Annotated in this window: 14 protein-coding genes, 1 pseudogene and 1 riboswitch; of the genes and pseudogenes, 12 read left to right on the top strand and 3 right to left on the bottom strand. The window is 45.1% G+C overall.

What is annotated here, in order from left to right; translation table 11 throughout:
• Positions 1 to 55: 55 nt before the first annotated feature.
• The 6 genes from LIQ05_RS00645 to LIQ05_RS00620 all read left to right on the top strand — a co-directional run bounded on the left by LIQ05_RS00645 (position 56) and on the right by LIQ05_RS00620 (position 8133).
• On the top strand, positions 56 to 2356 hold the full coding sequence (locus tag LIQ05_RS00645; RefSeq protein WP_226817920.1) for an ABC transporter substrate-binding protein: 2301 nt from the start codon (positions 56 to 58) through the stop codon (positions 2354 to 2356).
• 197 nt (positions 2357 to 2553) lie between these two features.
• Positions 2554 to 3540 carry an ABC transporter permease gene (locus LIQ05_RS00640; RefSeq protein ID WP_178728713.1) on the top strand — a complete coding sequence of 329 codons (987 nt, stop codon included), beginning with the start codon at positions 2554 to 2556 and terminating at the stop codon, positions 3538 to 3540.
• 10 nt (positions 3541 to 3550) lie between these two features.
• Complete coding sequence (locus tag LIQ05_RS00635; RefSeq protein ID WP_226817919.1) at positions 3551 to 5293, top strand: ABC transporter permease; 1743 nt, start codon at positions 3551 to 3553, stop codon at positions 5291 to 5293.
• 8 nt (positions 5294 to 5301) lie between these two features.
• Positions 5302 to 6498, top strand: a complete 1197-nt coding sequence (locus LIQ05_RS00630; protein WP_226817918.1) for an ABC transporter ATP-binding protein — start codon at positions 5302 to 5304, stop codon at positions 6496 to 6498.
• Positions 6491 to 7498 (top strand): ABC transporter ATP-binding protein, encoded by a 1008-nt coding sequence (locus LIQ05_RS00625; protein WP_226817917.1) that lies wholly within the window; start codon positions 6491 to 6493, stop codon positions 7496 to 7498. The genes LIQ05_RS00630 and LIQ05_RS00625 overlap by 8 nt, the downstream gene beginning before the upstream one ends.
• A 305-nt stretch (positions 7499 to 7803) precedes the next feature.
• Entirely contained in the window at positions 7804 to 8133 is a 330-nt protein-coding gene (locus tag LIQ05_RS00620) for a hypothetical protein (protein WP_226817916.1), read from the top strand.
• A gap of 168 nt (positions 8134 to 8301) precedes the next feature.
• Here LIQ05_RS00620 and LIQ05_RS00615 read toward each other — a convergent pair whose 3' ends face one another.
• Positions 8302 to 8982 (bottom strand): GTP pyrophosphokinase, encoded by a 681-nt coding sequence (locus tag LIQ05_RS00615; RefSeq protein WP_226834018.1) that lies wholly within the window; start codon positions 8980 to 8982, stop codon positions 8302 to 8304.
• A 283-nt stretch (positions 8983 to 9265) separates the two neighbouring features.
• Between LIQ05_RS00615 and LIQ05_RS00610 the strand changes: the two genes are divergently transcribed.
• The 5 genes from LIQ05_RS00610 to phoU all read left to right on the top strand — a co-directional run bounded on the left by LIQ05_RS00610 (position 9266) and on the right by phoU (position 13458).
• Positions 9266 to 10126 (top strand): substrate-binding domain-containing protein, encoded by an 861-nt coding sequence (locus tag LIQ05_RS00610; protein WP_330633917.1) that lies wholly within the window; start codon positions 9266 to 9268, stop codon positions 10124 to 10126.
• A 176-nt stretch (positions 10127 to 10302) separates the two neighbouring features.
• The gene (pstC, locus tag LIQ05_RS00605; RefSeq protein WP_226817915.1) at positions 10303 to 11157 is read left to right on the top strand and encodes a phosphate ABC transporter permease subunit PstC; all 855 of its coding nucleotides are present in this window, start codon (positions 10303 to 10305) and stop codon (positions 11155 to 11157) included.
• Entirely contained in the window at positions 11150 to 12007 is an 858-nt protein-coding gene (gene pstA, locus LIQ05_RS00600; protein ID WP_226817914.1) for a phosphate ABC transporter permease PstA, read from the top strand. Before pstC ends, pstA begins: the two co-directional genes overlap by 8 nt.
• A gap of 19 nt (positions 12008 to 12026) precedes the next feature.
• The gene (pstB, locus tag LIQ05_RS00595) at positions 12027 to 12776 is read left to right on the top strand and encodes a phosphate ABC transporter ATP-binding protein PstB (RefSeq protein ID WP_179962584.1); all 750 of its coding nucleotides are present in this window, start codon (positions 12027 to 12029) and stop codon (positions 12774 to 12776) included.
• Position 12777: 1 nt separating this feature from the next.
• Positions 12778 to 13458: a phosphate signaling complex protein PhoU gene (gene phoU / locus LIQ05_RS00590; protein ID WP_226817913.1), complete on the top strand. Its 681-nt coding sequence runs from the start codon at positions 12778 to 12780 to the stop codon at positions 13456 to 13458.
• On the opposite strand, the gene LIQ05_RS20180 is transcribed toward phoU, so the two are convergent.
• The gene (locus LIQ05_RS20180) at positions 13439 to 13597 is read right to left on the bottom strand and encodes a DUF6783 domain-containing protein (RefSeq protein WP_313720029.1); all 159 of its coding nucleotides are present in this window, start codon (positions 13595 to 13597) and stop codon (positions 13439 to 13441) included. The two genes, phoU and LIQ05_RS20180, sit on opposite strands and share 20 nt — an antisense overlap.
• Here LIQ05_RS20180 and LIQ05_RS20175 point away from each other — a divergent pair.
• Positions 13535 to 13708 (top strand): annotated as a pseudogene (locus tag LIQ05_RS20175) (DUF6783 domain-containing protein); the annotation flags it as partial. The gene LIQ05_RS20180 and the pseudogene LIQ05_RS20175 sit on opposite strands and share 63 nt — an antisense overlap.
• 62 nt (positions 13709 to 13770) lie before the next feature.
• Here the strand turns inward: LIQ05_RS20175 and LIQ05_RS00585 are convergent.
• Entirely contained in the window at positions 13771 to 15180 is a 1410-nt protein-coding gene (locus LIQ05_RS00585; RefSeq protein ID WP_226815914.1) for an alanine/glycine:cation symporter family protein, read from the bottom strand.
• A 2-nt stretch (positions 15181 to 15182) separates the two neighbouring features.
• A riboswitch (glycine riboswitch) is annotated at positions 15183 to 15292 on the bottom strand.
• Positions 15293 to 15475 lie beyond the last annotated feature (183 nt).

The raw sequence follows: 15475 nt of genomic DNA, 5'->3' as shown, positions 1-15475 counted from the left end.
CGGAACATACCCTGTGAATAGTTACAATAAAATATCTCAAAAAGGAGGATATGATATGAGCAAGAAGAAGTTAATGGCCCTGTTATTATCAGGCGTCATGGTAGCATCAACAGTGAGTGTTCCTGTTTTTGCTGAGGATGCAGACGCTGCAGAAGACACAGCTGATGCAGCAGAAGAGACTGAGGGAGGTTCTTCCGATACACCGCTGGTTGTTGGACAGACCAACTTCTCCGAGAAATTCTGTGGAATGTTCGCAGAAGCAGTTCCGGATCAGCAGATCTCCGATATCGTAGGAGCATATCTGTTTGATAACGACCGCGCAGGTGCTGTTATCTACAATGGTATTGAGGGAGAGACTACTGAGTATAACGGAACAGAGTATACTTACACAGGACTTTCTGATATCACAGTTACACAGGGCGAGGATGAGACTGTTTATGACATCAAACTTCGCGATGATGTAAAATTCTCTGATGGTGAGCCGCTTACCGCAGATGACCTTATTTTCACATTATATGTATATTCAGACACTGATTACGATGGAAATGCAACTCTGTACTCCACCAACATCAAAGGTATGAAGAACTACCGTCTGAATTCCACAGCAGCAGACTCTATCACAGATGAGGACGTTGCAAATGTATTAGCTGACATGCCAGATGAAGTAGCAGAGAAGGTAAAATCTGACCTGATCGTTCCGCTTCTTACATCTGAGTATGACTGGGCACAGACTGCATGGGAAGATTACGCAGACGCTTACGGTGTTGCAAGCGGTGACGAATTCTTCGCAATGCTCTACGCTACCGAAGACGGCTACAGCGTAGACGGCAAAGACCAGGATACAATCATTAATGAGATCGCTGACCAGTATGGTACAGACTATGTATCTCTTGCAACTGCATACGGCGATGAGGAATATTTCAATGAAGATGCTACAACAATTGCACAGGAATACCTGGTAGAGCAGAAAACTGCTGCAGGTGAGGGCGAGGAAGTTGCTAACATCGAAGGAATCAAGAAACTTGGCGATTATGAAGTTGAGATCACAACAGACGGATTCTCTGCTACTACAATCTACAACCTTGGCGTAATCGTTGAGCCAATGCATTACTATGGTGATGCTTCTCTTTATGACTATGACAACAATCAGTTCGGTTTCACAAGAGGCGACCTTTCCGCAGTACGTGACAAAGCAAACCAGCCACTTGGTGCAGGTCCTTACAAATTTGTGAAATATGAGAACAAGACCGTATATCTGGAAGCAAACGAGAACTACTACAAAGGTGCTCCTAAGATCAAGTACCTTCAGTGGAGAGAGACTTCCGACGCAGATAAGATTGCCGGTGTTGAGCAGGGTACAATCGACCTTTCCGATCCATCCGGAAGCAAATCTGCATTTGACCAGATCAAGAGCATCAACAGCAACGGCGAGCTTGATGGCGACAAGATCATGGTTAACGCAACAGACAACCTTGGATATGGATACATCGGTATCAACTCTGACACTGTAAAAGTTGGTGATGATGGAAGCTCTGATGCATCCAAGGATTTAAGAAAAGCAATTGCAACTGTATTTGCTGTATATCGTGACGTAGCAATCGATTCCTACTATGGCGATGCTGCTTCCGTAATCAACTACCCGATCTCCAATACATCCTGGGCAGCTCCGCAGAAATCTGATGCAGATTATAAGGCAGCTTACTCTGTAGATGTTGACGGAAATCCGCTTTACACAGACGACATGTCTGATGATGAGAAATTTGCAGCAGCTACACAGGCAGCTCTTGGCTACCTTGAGGCAGCTGGCTACACTGTAGAAGATGGCAAAGTAACAGCAGCTCCGGAAGGTGCTAAGATGTCCTATGAGATCATCATCGGCGCTGACGGAAGTGGAGATCACCCAAGCTTTGCAATCCTTACAGATGCTAAGGCAGCACTTGAGTCCATCGGATTCACACTTGAGATCAATGACGTTACAGACTCTAATATCATGTGGGATGCTTTAAATGCAGGTACAGCAGAAATGTGGGCAGCTGCATGGCAGGCAACAATCGATCCTGATATGTATCAGACATACCACAGCGAGAGCGTAAAGAGTAACTACTACCACATCAATGACGCTACACTGGATCAGGATATTATCGACGCTCGTTCTTCCGCAGATCAGGAATACAGAAAATCTGTTTACAAACAGTGCCTGGATATCATTCTTGACTGGGCAGTTGAGATTCCGGTATATCAGAGACAGAACTGCATTATCTACAGCCCTGAGCGTGTAAATGCAGATACCTTTACAAAAGATGTTTCTACATTCTATTATTGGTATAAAGATATCGAGAACATCGAGATGAACTAAAGGTATAAACTGAAGAAGTCAGACTAGCGCAGTGGGCTCACCCTAACAAGTGAGCCCACTGCCTTACTGGCAGTATGCCTTGGGTACTGATGTGTGCCGGGGCATTGCATACAGCCAGAACCGGCAGGACACACTGCCAGTAAGAACATCACAGTCAGAACTTCTTACCCTGATACTGGAAAGGACAGATAAACTAAATGAAGAAATTTATTGTACGTCGTGTACTTCTGGGAGCGATGATTCTGTTCTTCGTTTCCATGATTATTTACTCAATTGAGAGAAGCCTTCCTACCTCTTATGTAGAAGGAAGAGCCCGCGATATGTCCATGAAACAGGGCGCTAAGCCTTATGATGAGCTGGTTGCGGAATTAAATGCCTCCTATGGATTGGATAAGCCGGTCCTGGAAGGATATTTTGTATGGCTTGGAAAAGCATTTCACGGTGAGTTTGGAGAATCCTGGATCTTCCATCAGCCGGTAACCAAGAAATTCTCCAGTGTAATCTGGTATTCCTTTGTACTGGCACTGGCCTCGTTCCTGTTGGAAATCATAATCGCGATCCCTCTGGGAATCATATCGGCCACCAAGCAGTACAGCAAAGTAGACTATGCGGTGACGGTGTTTGCCCTCATCGGTATTTCCCTGCCGTCCTTCTTCTTTGCCACTATTTTGAAATGGATCTTCTCCATCAATCTGAAATGGGTGGACCTGTATGGTATTGTAAGCCGTATGCATGAGTCTTACGGCAGTGTTGGAAAGGTACTGGATATGGCTCAGCATCTGATCCTTCCGGTAATCACCCTGACCATTGTCAGCGTTGGTTCCCTGATGCGTTACACCAGAACCAACATGCTGGAGGTATTAAATGCAGACTACATCCGTACTGCAAGAGCTAAGGGCGTACCGGAGAAGAAGGTGGTCTATCACCATGCATTCCGAAATACTCTGATTCCGATCATCACCATCCTTGGAAGTACACTTCCAAACCTGTTTGGCGGAGCCATGATCACAGAGACCTTGTTCCAGATCCCGGGAATCGGATACACATCCTATCAGGCACTGACCCAGGGTGATATTCCGTTTACCATGTTCTATATGGTATTCCTGGCATTTCTTACATTGACCGGCAATCTGATCGCAGACATCCTGTACGCTGTGGCAGATCCAAGGGTACGAGTAAATTAGGAGGAAAAACATGAGTACAGATCCAACAAAGAAAAAAGACGATCATGTCAGTACCTCCCAGGCACTGGATGATGAGCAGCGTGTAAAAGTCCTCTCCCCTGGAATGCTTGTTGCCAAGAGATTTTTCCGCAATAAGCTGGCTGTGGCAGGACTTGTAATTCTGGTAACAATGTTTGTGTTCTCATTCATTGGAGGTATGGTCAGTCCTTATGGTGAGAGCCAGGTGTTCCGTAAAACCGACCATGTATGGAAGGATTATGCAGGAGCTACCTATAATAAAGCATATATTTTTGAAACAGCAGACGGAAGCGAGTTCCCGGCAGCCGGACAGCAGAAGTTCATCCTTGCAACAAACAAAGGAGATGCGACTTTTGAGGCAGATGGTGTAACTTACGGACTTGAAAATAAAGGCGAAGATTACTGGGCGATTTACTCCGCAGAGCCGGTTGCCACAGTTCTTACCCTGAAAGGCAAATCCACCTATAAACCGGCTGGAGATGCAGAAGTAACAGATGACATCAAAGATGGCTATGAAGAAGCGGTAAGTAATGATGAAGATACCTTTGAGGTGGACGGCATTACTTATTCCATTGAGAAGTCCGGACGTGAGAATCTGATTACCATTTCCGGAGAAGTTGCTTTTGCAACAAAGAAAGTCTTCAGCGCAGGCACCAGCGATGCGCAGCTTGGATTTGAATTCCAGCAGCTTGCACTGGATGCCCTGGAAAATGGCGAGACTTCTTTTGAGTGCGATGGCGTAAAGTATGAGATGAGCACTGTAGAAGGTGAGACTGCTACAGAGATCACCAAAGACGGCGAGGTTTATGCAACAGTTTCCGGTCTTCTGGTATCCCCGCAGGCAAACGGTGTATTCCTTTCCCTTTCTTTTAAAGAGGCAGTAGAGCAGGCAATCACAGAAAAAGCTTCCACATTTACCGCCCTCAATGAGAATGGCGAGGAAGAGACCTATCAGCTTCAGACCAAGAATACACAGTATGTAGTCCGTAACCAGAAAGAGACTACTGTCAACGATACCTATGCAGCTCCAAGCAAGAAGCACTGGGTAGGAACTGACGGAAACGGTATGGACATGCTGACCAGACTGATGTATGGCGGACGTATCTCCCTGATGATCGGTTTCGTTGTTATCATTATCGAGGGTATCATCGGTATTCTCATCGGTGGTATTTCCGGTTATTTTGGAGGATGGGTAGATACCATTCTCATGCGTGTGGTTGATGTTGTTATCTGTATCCCGGCAATGCCGCTGTACATTATCATCGGTTCTGTTATGGATTATTACAAGATCGATCCGCGAATCCGTATTTATGCACTTTGTGCGATCCTGGGTATCGTGGGATGGCCAAGCATTGCCCGTATGGTACGTGGACAGATCCTCTCCCTTCGTGAGCAGGAGTTCATGGTTGCAACAGAAGCGACAGGTGTTCGTGTGTCCAGACGTATTTTCCGCCACCTGATCCCCAACGTTATCCCTCAGCTGATCGTTATTGCAACAATGGGACTTGGTGATGTTATCCTGATGGAGGCAACTCTTAGCTTCCTTGGAATCGGTGTTAAATTCCCATACGCTTCCTGGGGTAATATTGTAAATGCGGTAAATGATGTATACGTATTGACCAACTTCTGGTTCGTATGGATCCCGGCCGGATTCTTAATCCTGCTGACCGTTCTTGGATTTAACTTTGTGGGTGATGGTCTTCGTGATGCATTTGACCCGAAAATGAAACGGTAGGTGCGAATATGGCATTATTTGGTAAGAAAAACGCAAACTATATCTCAGCGAAGGAAACTAAGAGAATCTCCAAAGAGAATCGAAGAATCACCAATGAGATAGAGAAGAAGAGAAACAGAAAGAATATTCCGGAGTCTGAGTATATTACGAAGATGAAGAATCCGGAGAATGTAGTAGAGTTTGACAATGTCCATACTTATTTCTTTACCGATATCGGAGTGGTAAAGTCTGTTGATGGTGTAAGCTTTGATATCCCACAGGGAAAAACAGTTGGAGTTGTTGGAGAGTCCGGCTGTGGAAAGTCTGTTACAAGCCTTTCCCTTATGCAGCTGGTACAGCGTCCTCAGGGACAGACCGTGGAGGGCGAGATCCGTTTTAATACAGGAGATAAGGTTTACAATATTGTAAATACTCCGTCAAGTATTATGCAGACCCTTCGTGGAAATGAGCTTTCCATGATCTTCCAGGAGCCTATGACTGCACTGAATCCGGTATTCCGTATTGGAGAGCAGGTGGATGAGATCACCATGCTGCACAATCCACATATGAGCAAGGAGCAGGTAAAGGCAAGAACCATTGAGATGCTGGAGCTGGTTGGAATCGCTAATAGCGAAGGTGTTTACAGGATGTATCCTCATGAGCTTTCCGGTGGTATGCGTCAGCGTGTCTGCATCGCCATCGGTCTTGCATGTAACCCGAGACTGATCATTGCAGATGAGCCTACCACAGCTCTTGACGTTACCATTCAGGCACAGATCCTGGATCTGATGCGTAACCTGAAGGATAAGATCAATTCTTCCATTATGCTGATCACCCATGACCTGGGTGTTATTGCAGAGATGGCAGATTATGTAGTTGTTATGTATGCCGGCCGTGTAGTTGAGAAAGGTACTGCAAGAGAGATTTTCAACAATCCTTCTCATCCGTATACCATCGGTCTGATGCGTTCCAAGCCGGTTGTAGGCAAGAAGGTGGATAAGCTTTACAGCATTCCTGGTAAGGTTCCCAACCCTATCGATATGCCGGATTACTGTTATTTCCGTGACCGCTGCGAGCTGAGCTGTGACAAGTGTCAGGGAAGCTATCCGGGTGTGATCAAGTTAAGTCCTACACATGAAGTAAGCTGTTACCGTTACGCTGACCGTCCGGAGGCTGGATGGCTGGCAAATGTTCATCCGGGAGAGGGGGGAAAAGCTCATGAGTGAGAATAAGACAGCAGAGAATAAGAAGAATCAGCAGTCCGACAACATTCTGGAGGTATCCCATCTTAAGAAGTATTTCCCAATCAAGGGTGGAATGTTCGGTAAGCAGGTTGGGGCTGTGAAGGCAGTTGATGACGTTTCTTTCACTTTAAAGAGAGGAACCACAATGGGTCTGGTTGGTGAGTCCGGATGTGGTAAGTCTACTACAGGACGTACCATTTTAAGACTGATCGAGAAGACAGACGGACAGGTGCTTTTCAATGGTCAGGATGTATATGGCCTTTCCCGTAAGGAAATGCGGGATATGCGAACCAAGATGCAGATCATTTTCCAGGATCCATATTCTTCCCTTTCTCCAAGACTGCCAGTTGGGGAGATCATTGGGGAGGCTGTAAGGGAGCATAATCTGGTTCCAAAGTCTGAATATGCAGATTATGTGACCAAGATCATGGATGACTGTGGCCTTCAGTCTTATCATAAAGACCGTTATCCCCATGAGTTTTCAGGTGGACAGAGACAGCGTATCTGTATTGCAAGAGCACTTGCTCTGAATCCAGAATTTGTTGTCTGTGATGAGCCTGTTTCTGCGCTTGATGTATCTGTACAGGCACAGATTATTAACCTGTTAAAGGAACTTCAGGAGAAGAGAAATCTGACCTACTTGTTTATTTCTCATGACCTTTCCGTTGTAGAGCATATTTCCGATACCATCGGTGTTATGTATCTGGGAGGTCTTGTGGAGACTGGTACCACAGCAGATATTTTTGCAAATCCTCTCCATCCGTATACAGAGGCTCTGTTCTCTGCTATTCCTATGCCAGACCCGGATCTGAAGAGAAACCGTATCATCCTGGAAGGAAATATTCCATCCCCGGCGAATCCGCCTAAAGGATGTAAGTTCCATACAAGGTGCCGGAAGTGCATGGAGATTTGCAAGAATCAGGTGCCTGAGGTAAAAGATATGGGGAATGGGCATAAGGTGCGTTGTCATCTGTATGACTAAGAAGAAAGCAGGCCGGGGACTTCCTGGCCTGTAAGTTTTTCAGGAGGGACGCATTTGGACAATGGGTATTACTCACTCGCCGGCGCAACGCTACGGCAAACTAATCGCTAACTGCGACTAATGCGTTCGGGAGAGCCCTCACGCATAAGTCTTCGTAAGCGCTGGATTTTGCCTACGCTAAGAACGCGCCTGAAATGGCTCGCTGGAGTAATACCCATTGCCCAAATGCTGTGTATTGGCTGGGACTATTTGGCTTCCAATTGCCAGTAACCAACGCGCTAAATAGCAAATTAGGAGGTTCTATCATGGGAAAGAAGCAGAAAGAAGAATTACCGGATTATACGGTTGCCAACATGGATGTGGATGGTATGCCTTGGAATTCAAGAAGACCGTGGCAGATACTTCCGGGAGATCCAGCGAAACGCAGGAGAGAATTTGATGTGAAGGTGCCGGAGCCGGGGATGGAAAGTGATGTGCCGGATGAGCTGGCTGCTTTTCAGAATCCGCCGATGACAAAGGAAGAGCGGAGAGGAATGATCTGGCTTTCGCTAAAGGCGTCCCTGACTGTGGGACTGATCTTTGGCGGTGCGGCATTTTTGTTTATTCTATTCTGTGTATTCGTGTGGCTGAAATAAAAGAGAGCTTGTCAGAGAAAAAGTTTATTCTTACTCACGCTATATTGTTTCGCAATAATAGATTACATGATACCAGTGCCAAATTGAAATGCTTCTAAAGTTTCGGCTAAAAAATAGCGGCAGACAATTAATTTTGTCTGCCGTAAAATTATGTAGATTGAGCCTGTTTCAAATATCATGAAACATTCCAATCTTATTCTTGATCCGCTGCATCTCATTATCCGTCTCAATCACCGCCTGGGCAGAGCGGAGAAGTTCCTCGCTGATATCTGCATATCCAGGCAGGTCCTCAATCCCTTTTTTGTAACGGAGCTGGTGCTCCAGTGTGGCCCAGAAGTCCATGCCATTGGTGCGGATCTGGAGCTCCACTCGCATAGGTGTTTTTCCCTTGGAAAAGAAGACGGGAATCTCCACGATCATATGATAACTACGGTAACCATTTGGCTTGGGATTCTTGATATAATCTTTGATCTTAATAACTTTAATATCATCCTGTCCAGCAATCAGATCAGCTACCGTATAAATATCGTCAATAAAAGCACAGACCACCCGGACACCAGCCACGTCATTTAACTGCTCCTGAATATTCTCCGCTGTAAAATCATATCCCAGCTTCTGCAGCTTCCGGTAAATGCTTTCCGGTTTCTTTATCCTTGTCTTAATAAAAGAAATAGGATTTCTCTTATACTCCACGGAAAATTCATCATCCAGAACCTCCAGCTTGGTCTGTACCTCCCGGATGGCACATCTATACATCATCATCAGATCATTAAACTTTGCTGCATTTTTGATAAAACGTTGCGGATCTGGCGTATCCAGCCAGGGCGCTTTTTTTTCTCCTTCGTTCATGGCAGATCCTTTCATTTTTAACATACAGATTATTCTGTATACAGAATTTTATATAGCCCTATTATATAAGAAAAACGCTGTGGAAGCAACGGATAATCCCTTCGAAATATTTGGTGAAAGGAAAGAAAATATTGTTAAAAAACATATAAAATACCACTGCTATATTTTACAACGATTTTACATTCCAAAGCTAGTGTATTTTACATCCGGACAGTAAGATACATACTGTAATCGCGAGAGAGAGAAAAACATAGAGACCGCGAAGAAAAGGAGAATTTAAATCATGAAAAAAGGTTTAGCAGTAGCAATGGCGGCATTATTAGGAGTAGCAACAATGGGAACAACAGTTATGGCAGCAGCTTCCGGAGATATTACAATCTGCTCAAGAGAAGACGGATCCGGTACAAGAGGCGCATTTATCGAACTGTTTGGAATTGAAGAAAAAGACGCAGATGGAAATAAAGTAGACAATACAACTGAGGCAGCAAAGATCACAAACAGCACATCCGTTATGCTTAGCACAGTAGCTCAGGATGAGAACGCAATCGGATATGTATCCCTTGGTTCCCTGGATGACAGCGTAACAGCAGTAAAGATCGACGGTGCAGAGGCAACAGCAGAGAACATTGAGTCTGGTGATTACAAAGTGGTTCGTCCATTCAACATTGCAACAAAAGATGATGTCAGCGAAGCAGCACAGGATTTCATCACATACATCATGAGCGCAGACGGACAGCAGATCATTGAAGACAACGGATACATCTCAGTAGGAGATAAACCTGCATATGAAGCAGCTGACGTTGAAGGAAAAGTTGTAGTAGCTGGTTCTTCTTCTGTAACACCAGTTATGGAGAAACTTGCAGAGGGCTACAAAGCAGTAAACGATAAAGTAGACATCGAGGTTCAGCAGAGCGATTCTACAACTGGTATGACATCTGCAATTGACGGACTTTGCGATATCGGTATGGCATCCCGTGACTTAAAAGACAGCGAGCTTGAAGCTGGTCTTACTGCAACTGTTATTGCAAAAGATGGTATCGCAGTAATCGTAAACAACGACAGCGGTGTTGAGGAGCTTACCAGTGAGCAGGTAAAAGATGTTTACACAGGCAACATCACAACCTGGGAAGACCTTACAAAATAATAAGAAATAAAGTTACTGTTCACAAAAAAACATCTTGCGGAACGTTATCAGTGAATAGTAAAGAAATAAAGTACCTTTACAGCTACGAAACATAAAACAGAAATAAGGAATCCTGCAAAGCCGCTGAGAAGCTTTGCAGGATCCCAATTTTCCGAATAAAAAGGAACTTACTTTATATGAAATCAATCAAAGAAACTGTGATGAAATTCGTATTCCTTGCAGCGGCCTGTACCTCCGTATTAGCCGTTGCATTAATCTGCATTTTCCTGTTTGCAAACGGAATCCCGGCAATGGCGAAGATTGGTCTGCCAGATTTCCTGTTTGGAATGAAATGGAAACCATCCAATGGACTGTATGGAATTTTTCCATTCATTCTTGGAAGTATTTATGTAACAGCCGGGGCAATAGTGGTGGGAGTTCCAACAGCCCTTCTGCTTGCAATCTTCCTTGCATTTTATTGTCCGAAGAAACTGTATGCACCATTAAAGGCAATGGTAAACCTTCTTGCAGGAATCCCATCTGTTGTATATGGATTTTTCGGTCTGACTGTGTTTGTACCTCTGCTTCGGCAGCTTACCGGTCATGACGGAAGTACCATGCTGACTGCTTCCGTACTTCTTGGAATTATGATCCTCCCAACGGTAACCGGCGTTGCAGAACCAGCCTTAAAAAGTGTTCCCACAAGTTATTATGAAGGGGCACTGGCACTTGGAGCAACCCACGAAAAAAGTGTATTTGGCACTGTTTTTCCGGCTGCAAAATCCGGTGTGTTAGCTGGCGTGGTTCTTGGAATCGGACGTGCCATTGGTGAAACGATGGCAGTGATCATGGTAGCAGGCAACCAGACCTGGATGCCACAGGGACTTTTCAAAGGACTTCGGACCATGACCGCAAATATTGTAATTGAAATGGGCTATGCAACCGATCTTCACAGGGAAGCGCTGATTGCTACAGGTGTAGTACTTTTCGTATTTATCCTGATCATCAACCTGTGTGTATCCGCCCTGAAAAGGAGAGCAGAAGATGAGTAAAAGCAAATTATCCTATTGGAAAAATCATCCTGGTTCTGCCATCCTAAGGCTCCTGGTATGGTTATCTGCAATTATTACAGTGGCAGTTATGGCGTTTCTCGTTGGTTTTATTCTGATAAAAGGTGTGGGAAATCTTACCCCAGACTTATTTGCACTGGAATACAATTCCGACAATGCTTCTCTTATGCCGGCACTGATCAACACCTTGATCATCACCATGTTATCTCTGGTGATCGCGGTGCCATTTGGAATTTTTGCAGCAATCTATCTGGTTGAATATGCAAAAAAAGGAAGCAAGCTGGTTAAGGTCATCCGTATTACAACAGAAACCCTTCAGGGAATCCCGTCCATTATCTTCGGTCTGTTCGGTCTTCTGTTTTTCAGCACCGCCCTCCATTGGGGATATTCCCTTCTGGCTGGCGCAATGACATTGGTGATCATGATCCTGCCGCTGATCATCCGTACCACAGAAGAGGCACTTATGGGTGTGCCGGATGCGTACAGGGAGGCTTCCCTTGGCCTTGGGGCAGGAAAGCTCCGTACCGTTTTCAAAGTGGTACTTCCAAGTGCAATCCCTGGAATCCTTTCTGGTGTAGTACTTGCAACAGGACGTATTGTTGGTGAGACCGCAGCTCTGATCTACACTGCCGGTTCTGTGGCAAAGGTTCCATCCAACCTGATGGGATCCGGACGTACCCTGGCTGTACACATGTATGTACTTTCCAGTGAGGGACTTTATATGGATCAGGCTTATGCCACAGCGGTTATTCTGCTGATCTTTGTACTTGTGCTGAACTGGGTATCCGGTTTCTGTGCAAAGCATTTAAGCAAAGCCACAAACGGACAGTAGTAGGAAAAAGAGGAGAATTATGGGTAAAATAGATGTAAAAAATATGGATCTGTACTACAGCAGCTTCCATGCCTTGAAAAATATTAATCTGGAGATTCCGGAAAAGAAGATTACCGCGTTCATTGGTCCTAGCGGCTGCGGAAAATCCACTTTGCTGAAATCCTTAAACCGTATGAATGATCTTGTGGAAGGCTGCAGGATCACAGGTGATATCCGTCTGGACGGAGAGGACATTTACGGCGACATTGACGTAAACCTTCTCAGAAAACGTGTGGGAATGGTTTTCCAGAAGCCAAATCCTTTTCCAATGAGCATTTATGATAACATTGCATACGGACCACGTACTCACGGAATTCATTCCAAGGAAAAACTGGACGATATCGTAGAGCGTGCTCTTCGAAATGCATCCATCTGGGATGAGGTAAAGGACCGGTTGAAAAAGAGTGCCTTGGGCATGTCCGGTGGACAGCAGCAGAGACTTTGCATCGCCAGAGCTCTTGCAGTAGAGCCAGAGGTGCTTCTTATGGATGAGCCTACCTCAGCACTTGACCCGATCTCCACATCCCACATTGAGGATCTGGCCCTGGAATTAAAAGACCGCTACACCATTGTGATCGTAACCCACAACATGCAGCAGGCAGCCCGTATTTCCGATAAGACCGCATTTTTCCTGCTGGGTGAGATCATTGAATACAACGATACTACAGAACTGTTTTCCAGACCACAGAACAAGAAAACAGAAGAGTATATAACAGGGAGGTTTGGTTGATATGAGAGACGTGTATACCGCAAAGCTTTCCAGGCTTACAGATGAAATCCTGGAAATGGGAAATCTGTGCGGTCAGGCCATCATGAAGACCTGTCAGCTTCTGGCAAGTGTGGAAATCCGTGAGGCTGCCACAAAGGAGATTGGAAGAATTGAGAAGGAGATTGACGACAAAGAGCACAATATTGAGGCTCTGTGCATGCAGCTTCTTCTGAAGCAGCAGCCAGTTGGTGCTGACCTTCGCAAAATTTCTGCAGCTCTTAAGATGGTAACGGATATGGAGCGGATCGGTGACCAGGCAACAGATATTGCAGAGATCCTGAACACAGGAAGCGTCCATGTTCCAGTGACACAGGTTCCGCTTCAGGAAATGGCTGACCACGCCATGCGCATGGTAAATGACAGCATTACCGCCTACGTGGAGGGAAAAAGTGATCTGGCGAGAAAGGTGATCGACAGCGACGATGTTCTGGACAACCTTTTCGACAAGGTGAGAAATGCACTGGATCAGAATACCGTAGGCTTTTCCAGTGACGAGGTCCTTGACCTTCTGATGATCTCCAAATATTACGAGAGGATCGGCGACCACGCCACCAACATCGGGGAGTGGGCAGAGTTTTCTGTAGATGGAATCCACAGAAACGGCGACAGCATCAGCGATCTGTTTAATCCGGATTCCTTATAATAAGATTAGAGCGTGTTTGAAAAATCATTCCCGCAATCTGTACGCCCCACTTTGCGGGAGATTTCACCCGAATTCGGTTGCCGTAGCCCGCTACGGCGCCCTCATCCGAGCGAAATCTCCCACAAATTGTGACGCACATCTTGCAGAAAGCCTTTTTCAAACACGCTCTAGAACAAAGACAGGGGCAAACATGTTTTGCCTCTTTTTAGCAGGAAAGTTACATATAAAAGAACCTTGTCTGACTGGCTAAAAGCATCGTATCAGACAAGGCTCTATGTTTTTCAGGAGAGGAATTCTTTCTTATATTTTATCTTATTCGTAATTTTTATGTTTTTTAAAGAAATCCTTTGTTTCCTTTACGACTACACCGCTTAAAGCCAGCAGCGCAATCAGGTTCGGGAAGGCCATCAGGGCATTGAAGATATCTGCAATGTTCCAGACAGCAGCAACCGTCATGTACGGTCCGAAGAAGACGCAGATGATATATAACCAGCGGTAAGTTTTTACTGCAGTCATGTTGCGGTTGAAAAGGTATTCCAGGCAGCGCTCACCGTAATAATCCCATCCAAGGATTGTTGTGAATGCGAAGAATACCAGGCACAGCATAAGAGCAAAGGAGGCAAACTGTGCAGGGAATGGAAGTCCTTTCTGGAAAGCTGCGGTAGTAATCGCAACACCCTCAAGTCCTGTATTCCAGGTTTCTGTAATGACAATGGAAAGACCTGTCATGGTACAGATTACAATGGTATCAATAAAAGTACCGGTCATGGAAACAAGTCCCTGGCGAACCGGTTCCTTTGTCTGAGCGGCAGCAGCTGCAATAGGAGCGCTACCAAGACCAGATTCGTTAGAGAAAATACCGCGGGCAATACCTTTCTGCATTGCCACAACCATGGTTCCCATGGCACCGCCTGCAAGGGCACTTCCGTTGAATGCGGTTTTTACAATTGTAGCGATGGCACCAGGAACTGCAGTAATATTTGTGATCACAATGATCAGTGCAAGTGCAACATAAAGAACCGCCATAAATGGAACGATAATCTGGGAAACCTTTGCAATACGCTGAATACCGCCAAGAACTACAAGTCCTACACATAAGGTAAGGATCAGACAGGCGATTACAGTTGCCCAGGAATATGTATTTCCAAAAAGGGAAACGGTGTGTACGGTATCCGGATCAAAAAAGTTCTTTACAGCAGAAGCAATACCGTTTACCTGTGTAAAGGTACCGATTCCAAAAAGACCAACTCCTGCTCCAAAAAATGCGAAGATTTTCGCAAGCCATCTCCACTGTTTTCCCATACCATTTTCAATGTAATAAAATGGTCCGCCAAGAACGTGTCCGTCCTTGTCAATAGTACGGTATTTGATGGCCAGAAGTCCTTCTGCATATTTGGTTGCCATTCCGAAGAATGCTGCGACGATCATCCAGAACAAGGCTCCAGGTCCGCCTGCTGCGATAGCTGTGGCAACACCTACAATATTACCAGTTCCGATGGTTGCCGATAAAGCTGTGCAGAGTGCACCAAAGCTTGTGACTTCACCTTCACCGCCATCTTCATTTTTTACCATGAATTTCAGTGCTTTTCCAAGATGTCTTACCTGTAAAAAGCCTAACCGAACGGTTAAAAGGAATCCTGTGATCAGGATCAGAATGATTAACGGAAGTCCCCAGACTACTCCGTCAAACCAGGTGATAAAGTTGTTGATTTGTGTAAACATGTTCTCTTTCCTCCATCCTTTTGCCTGAGAGATTAACAGCATTACAAATGCTGCGTACACCTTCGGCGCTCTTCCATAAATTTTTTTGAAGAGACTCTCCTGAGTTACGAAAAAACGGTTGCCTATACATTCTTTATAAAAAAATGTACGAGCATGACGGTCATTCGTACTGTGCAGAAACACACTAACACACAGAATATCATATACGATCATAAATTTCAATGAAAATATTAGAAAAATATTTTGTTTTGACAAGAAAAATATTTGCCTTTACTTCATTGCAGTACAGGAGCGT

This window comes from Blautia glucerasea (assembly GCF_020537505.1).
Classification (GTDB): Bacteria; Bacillota; Clostridia; order Lachnospirales; family Lachnospiraceae; genus Blautia_A.
This window is presented reverse-complemented; position numbering and strand designations above follow the sequence as displayed.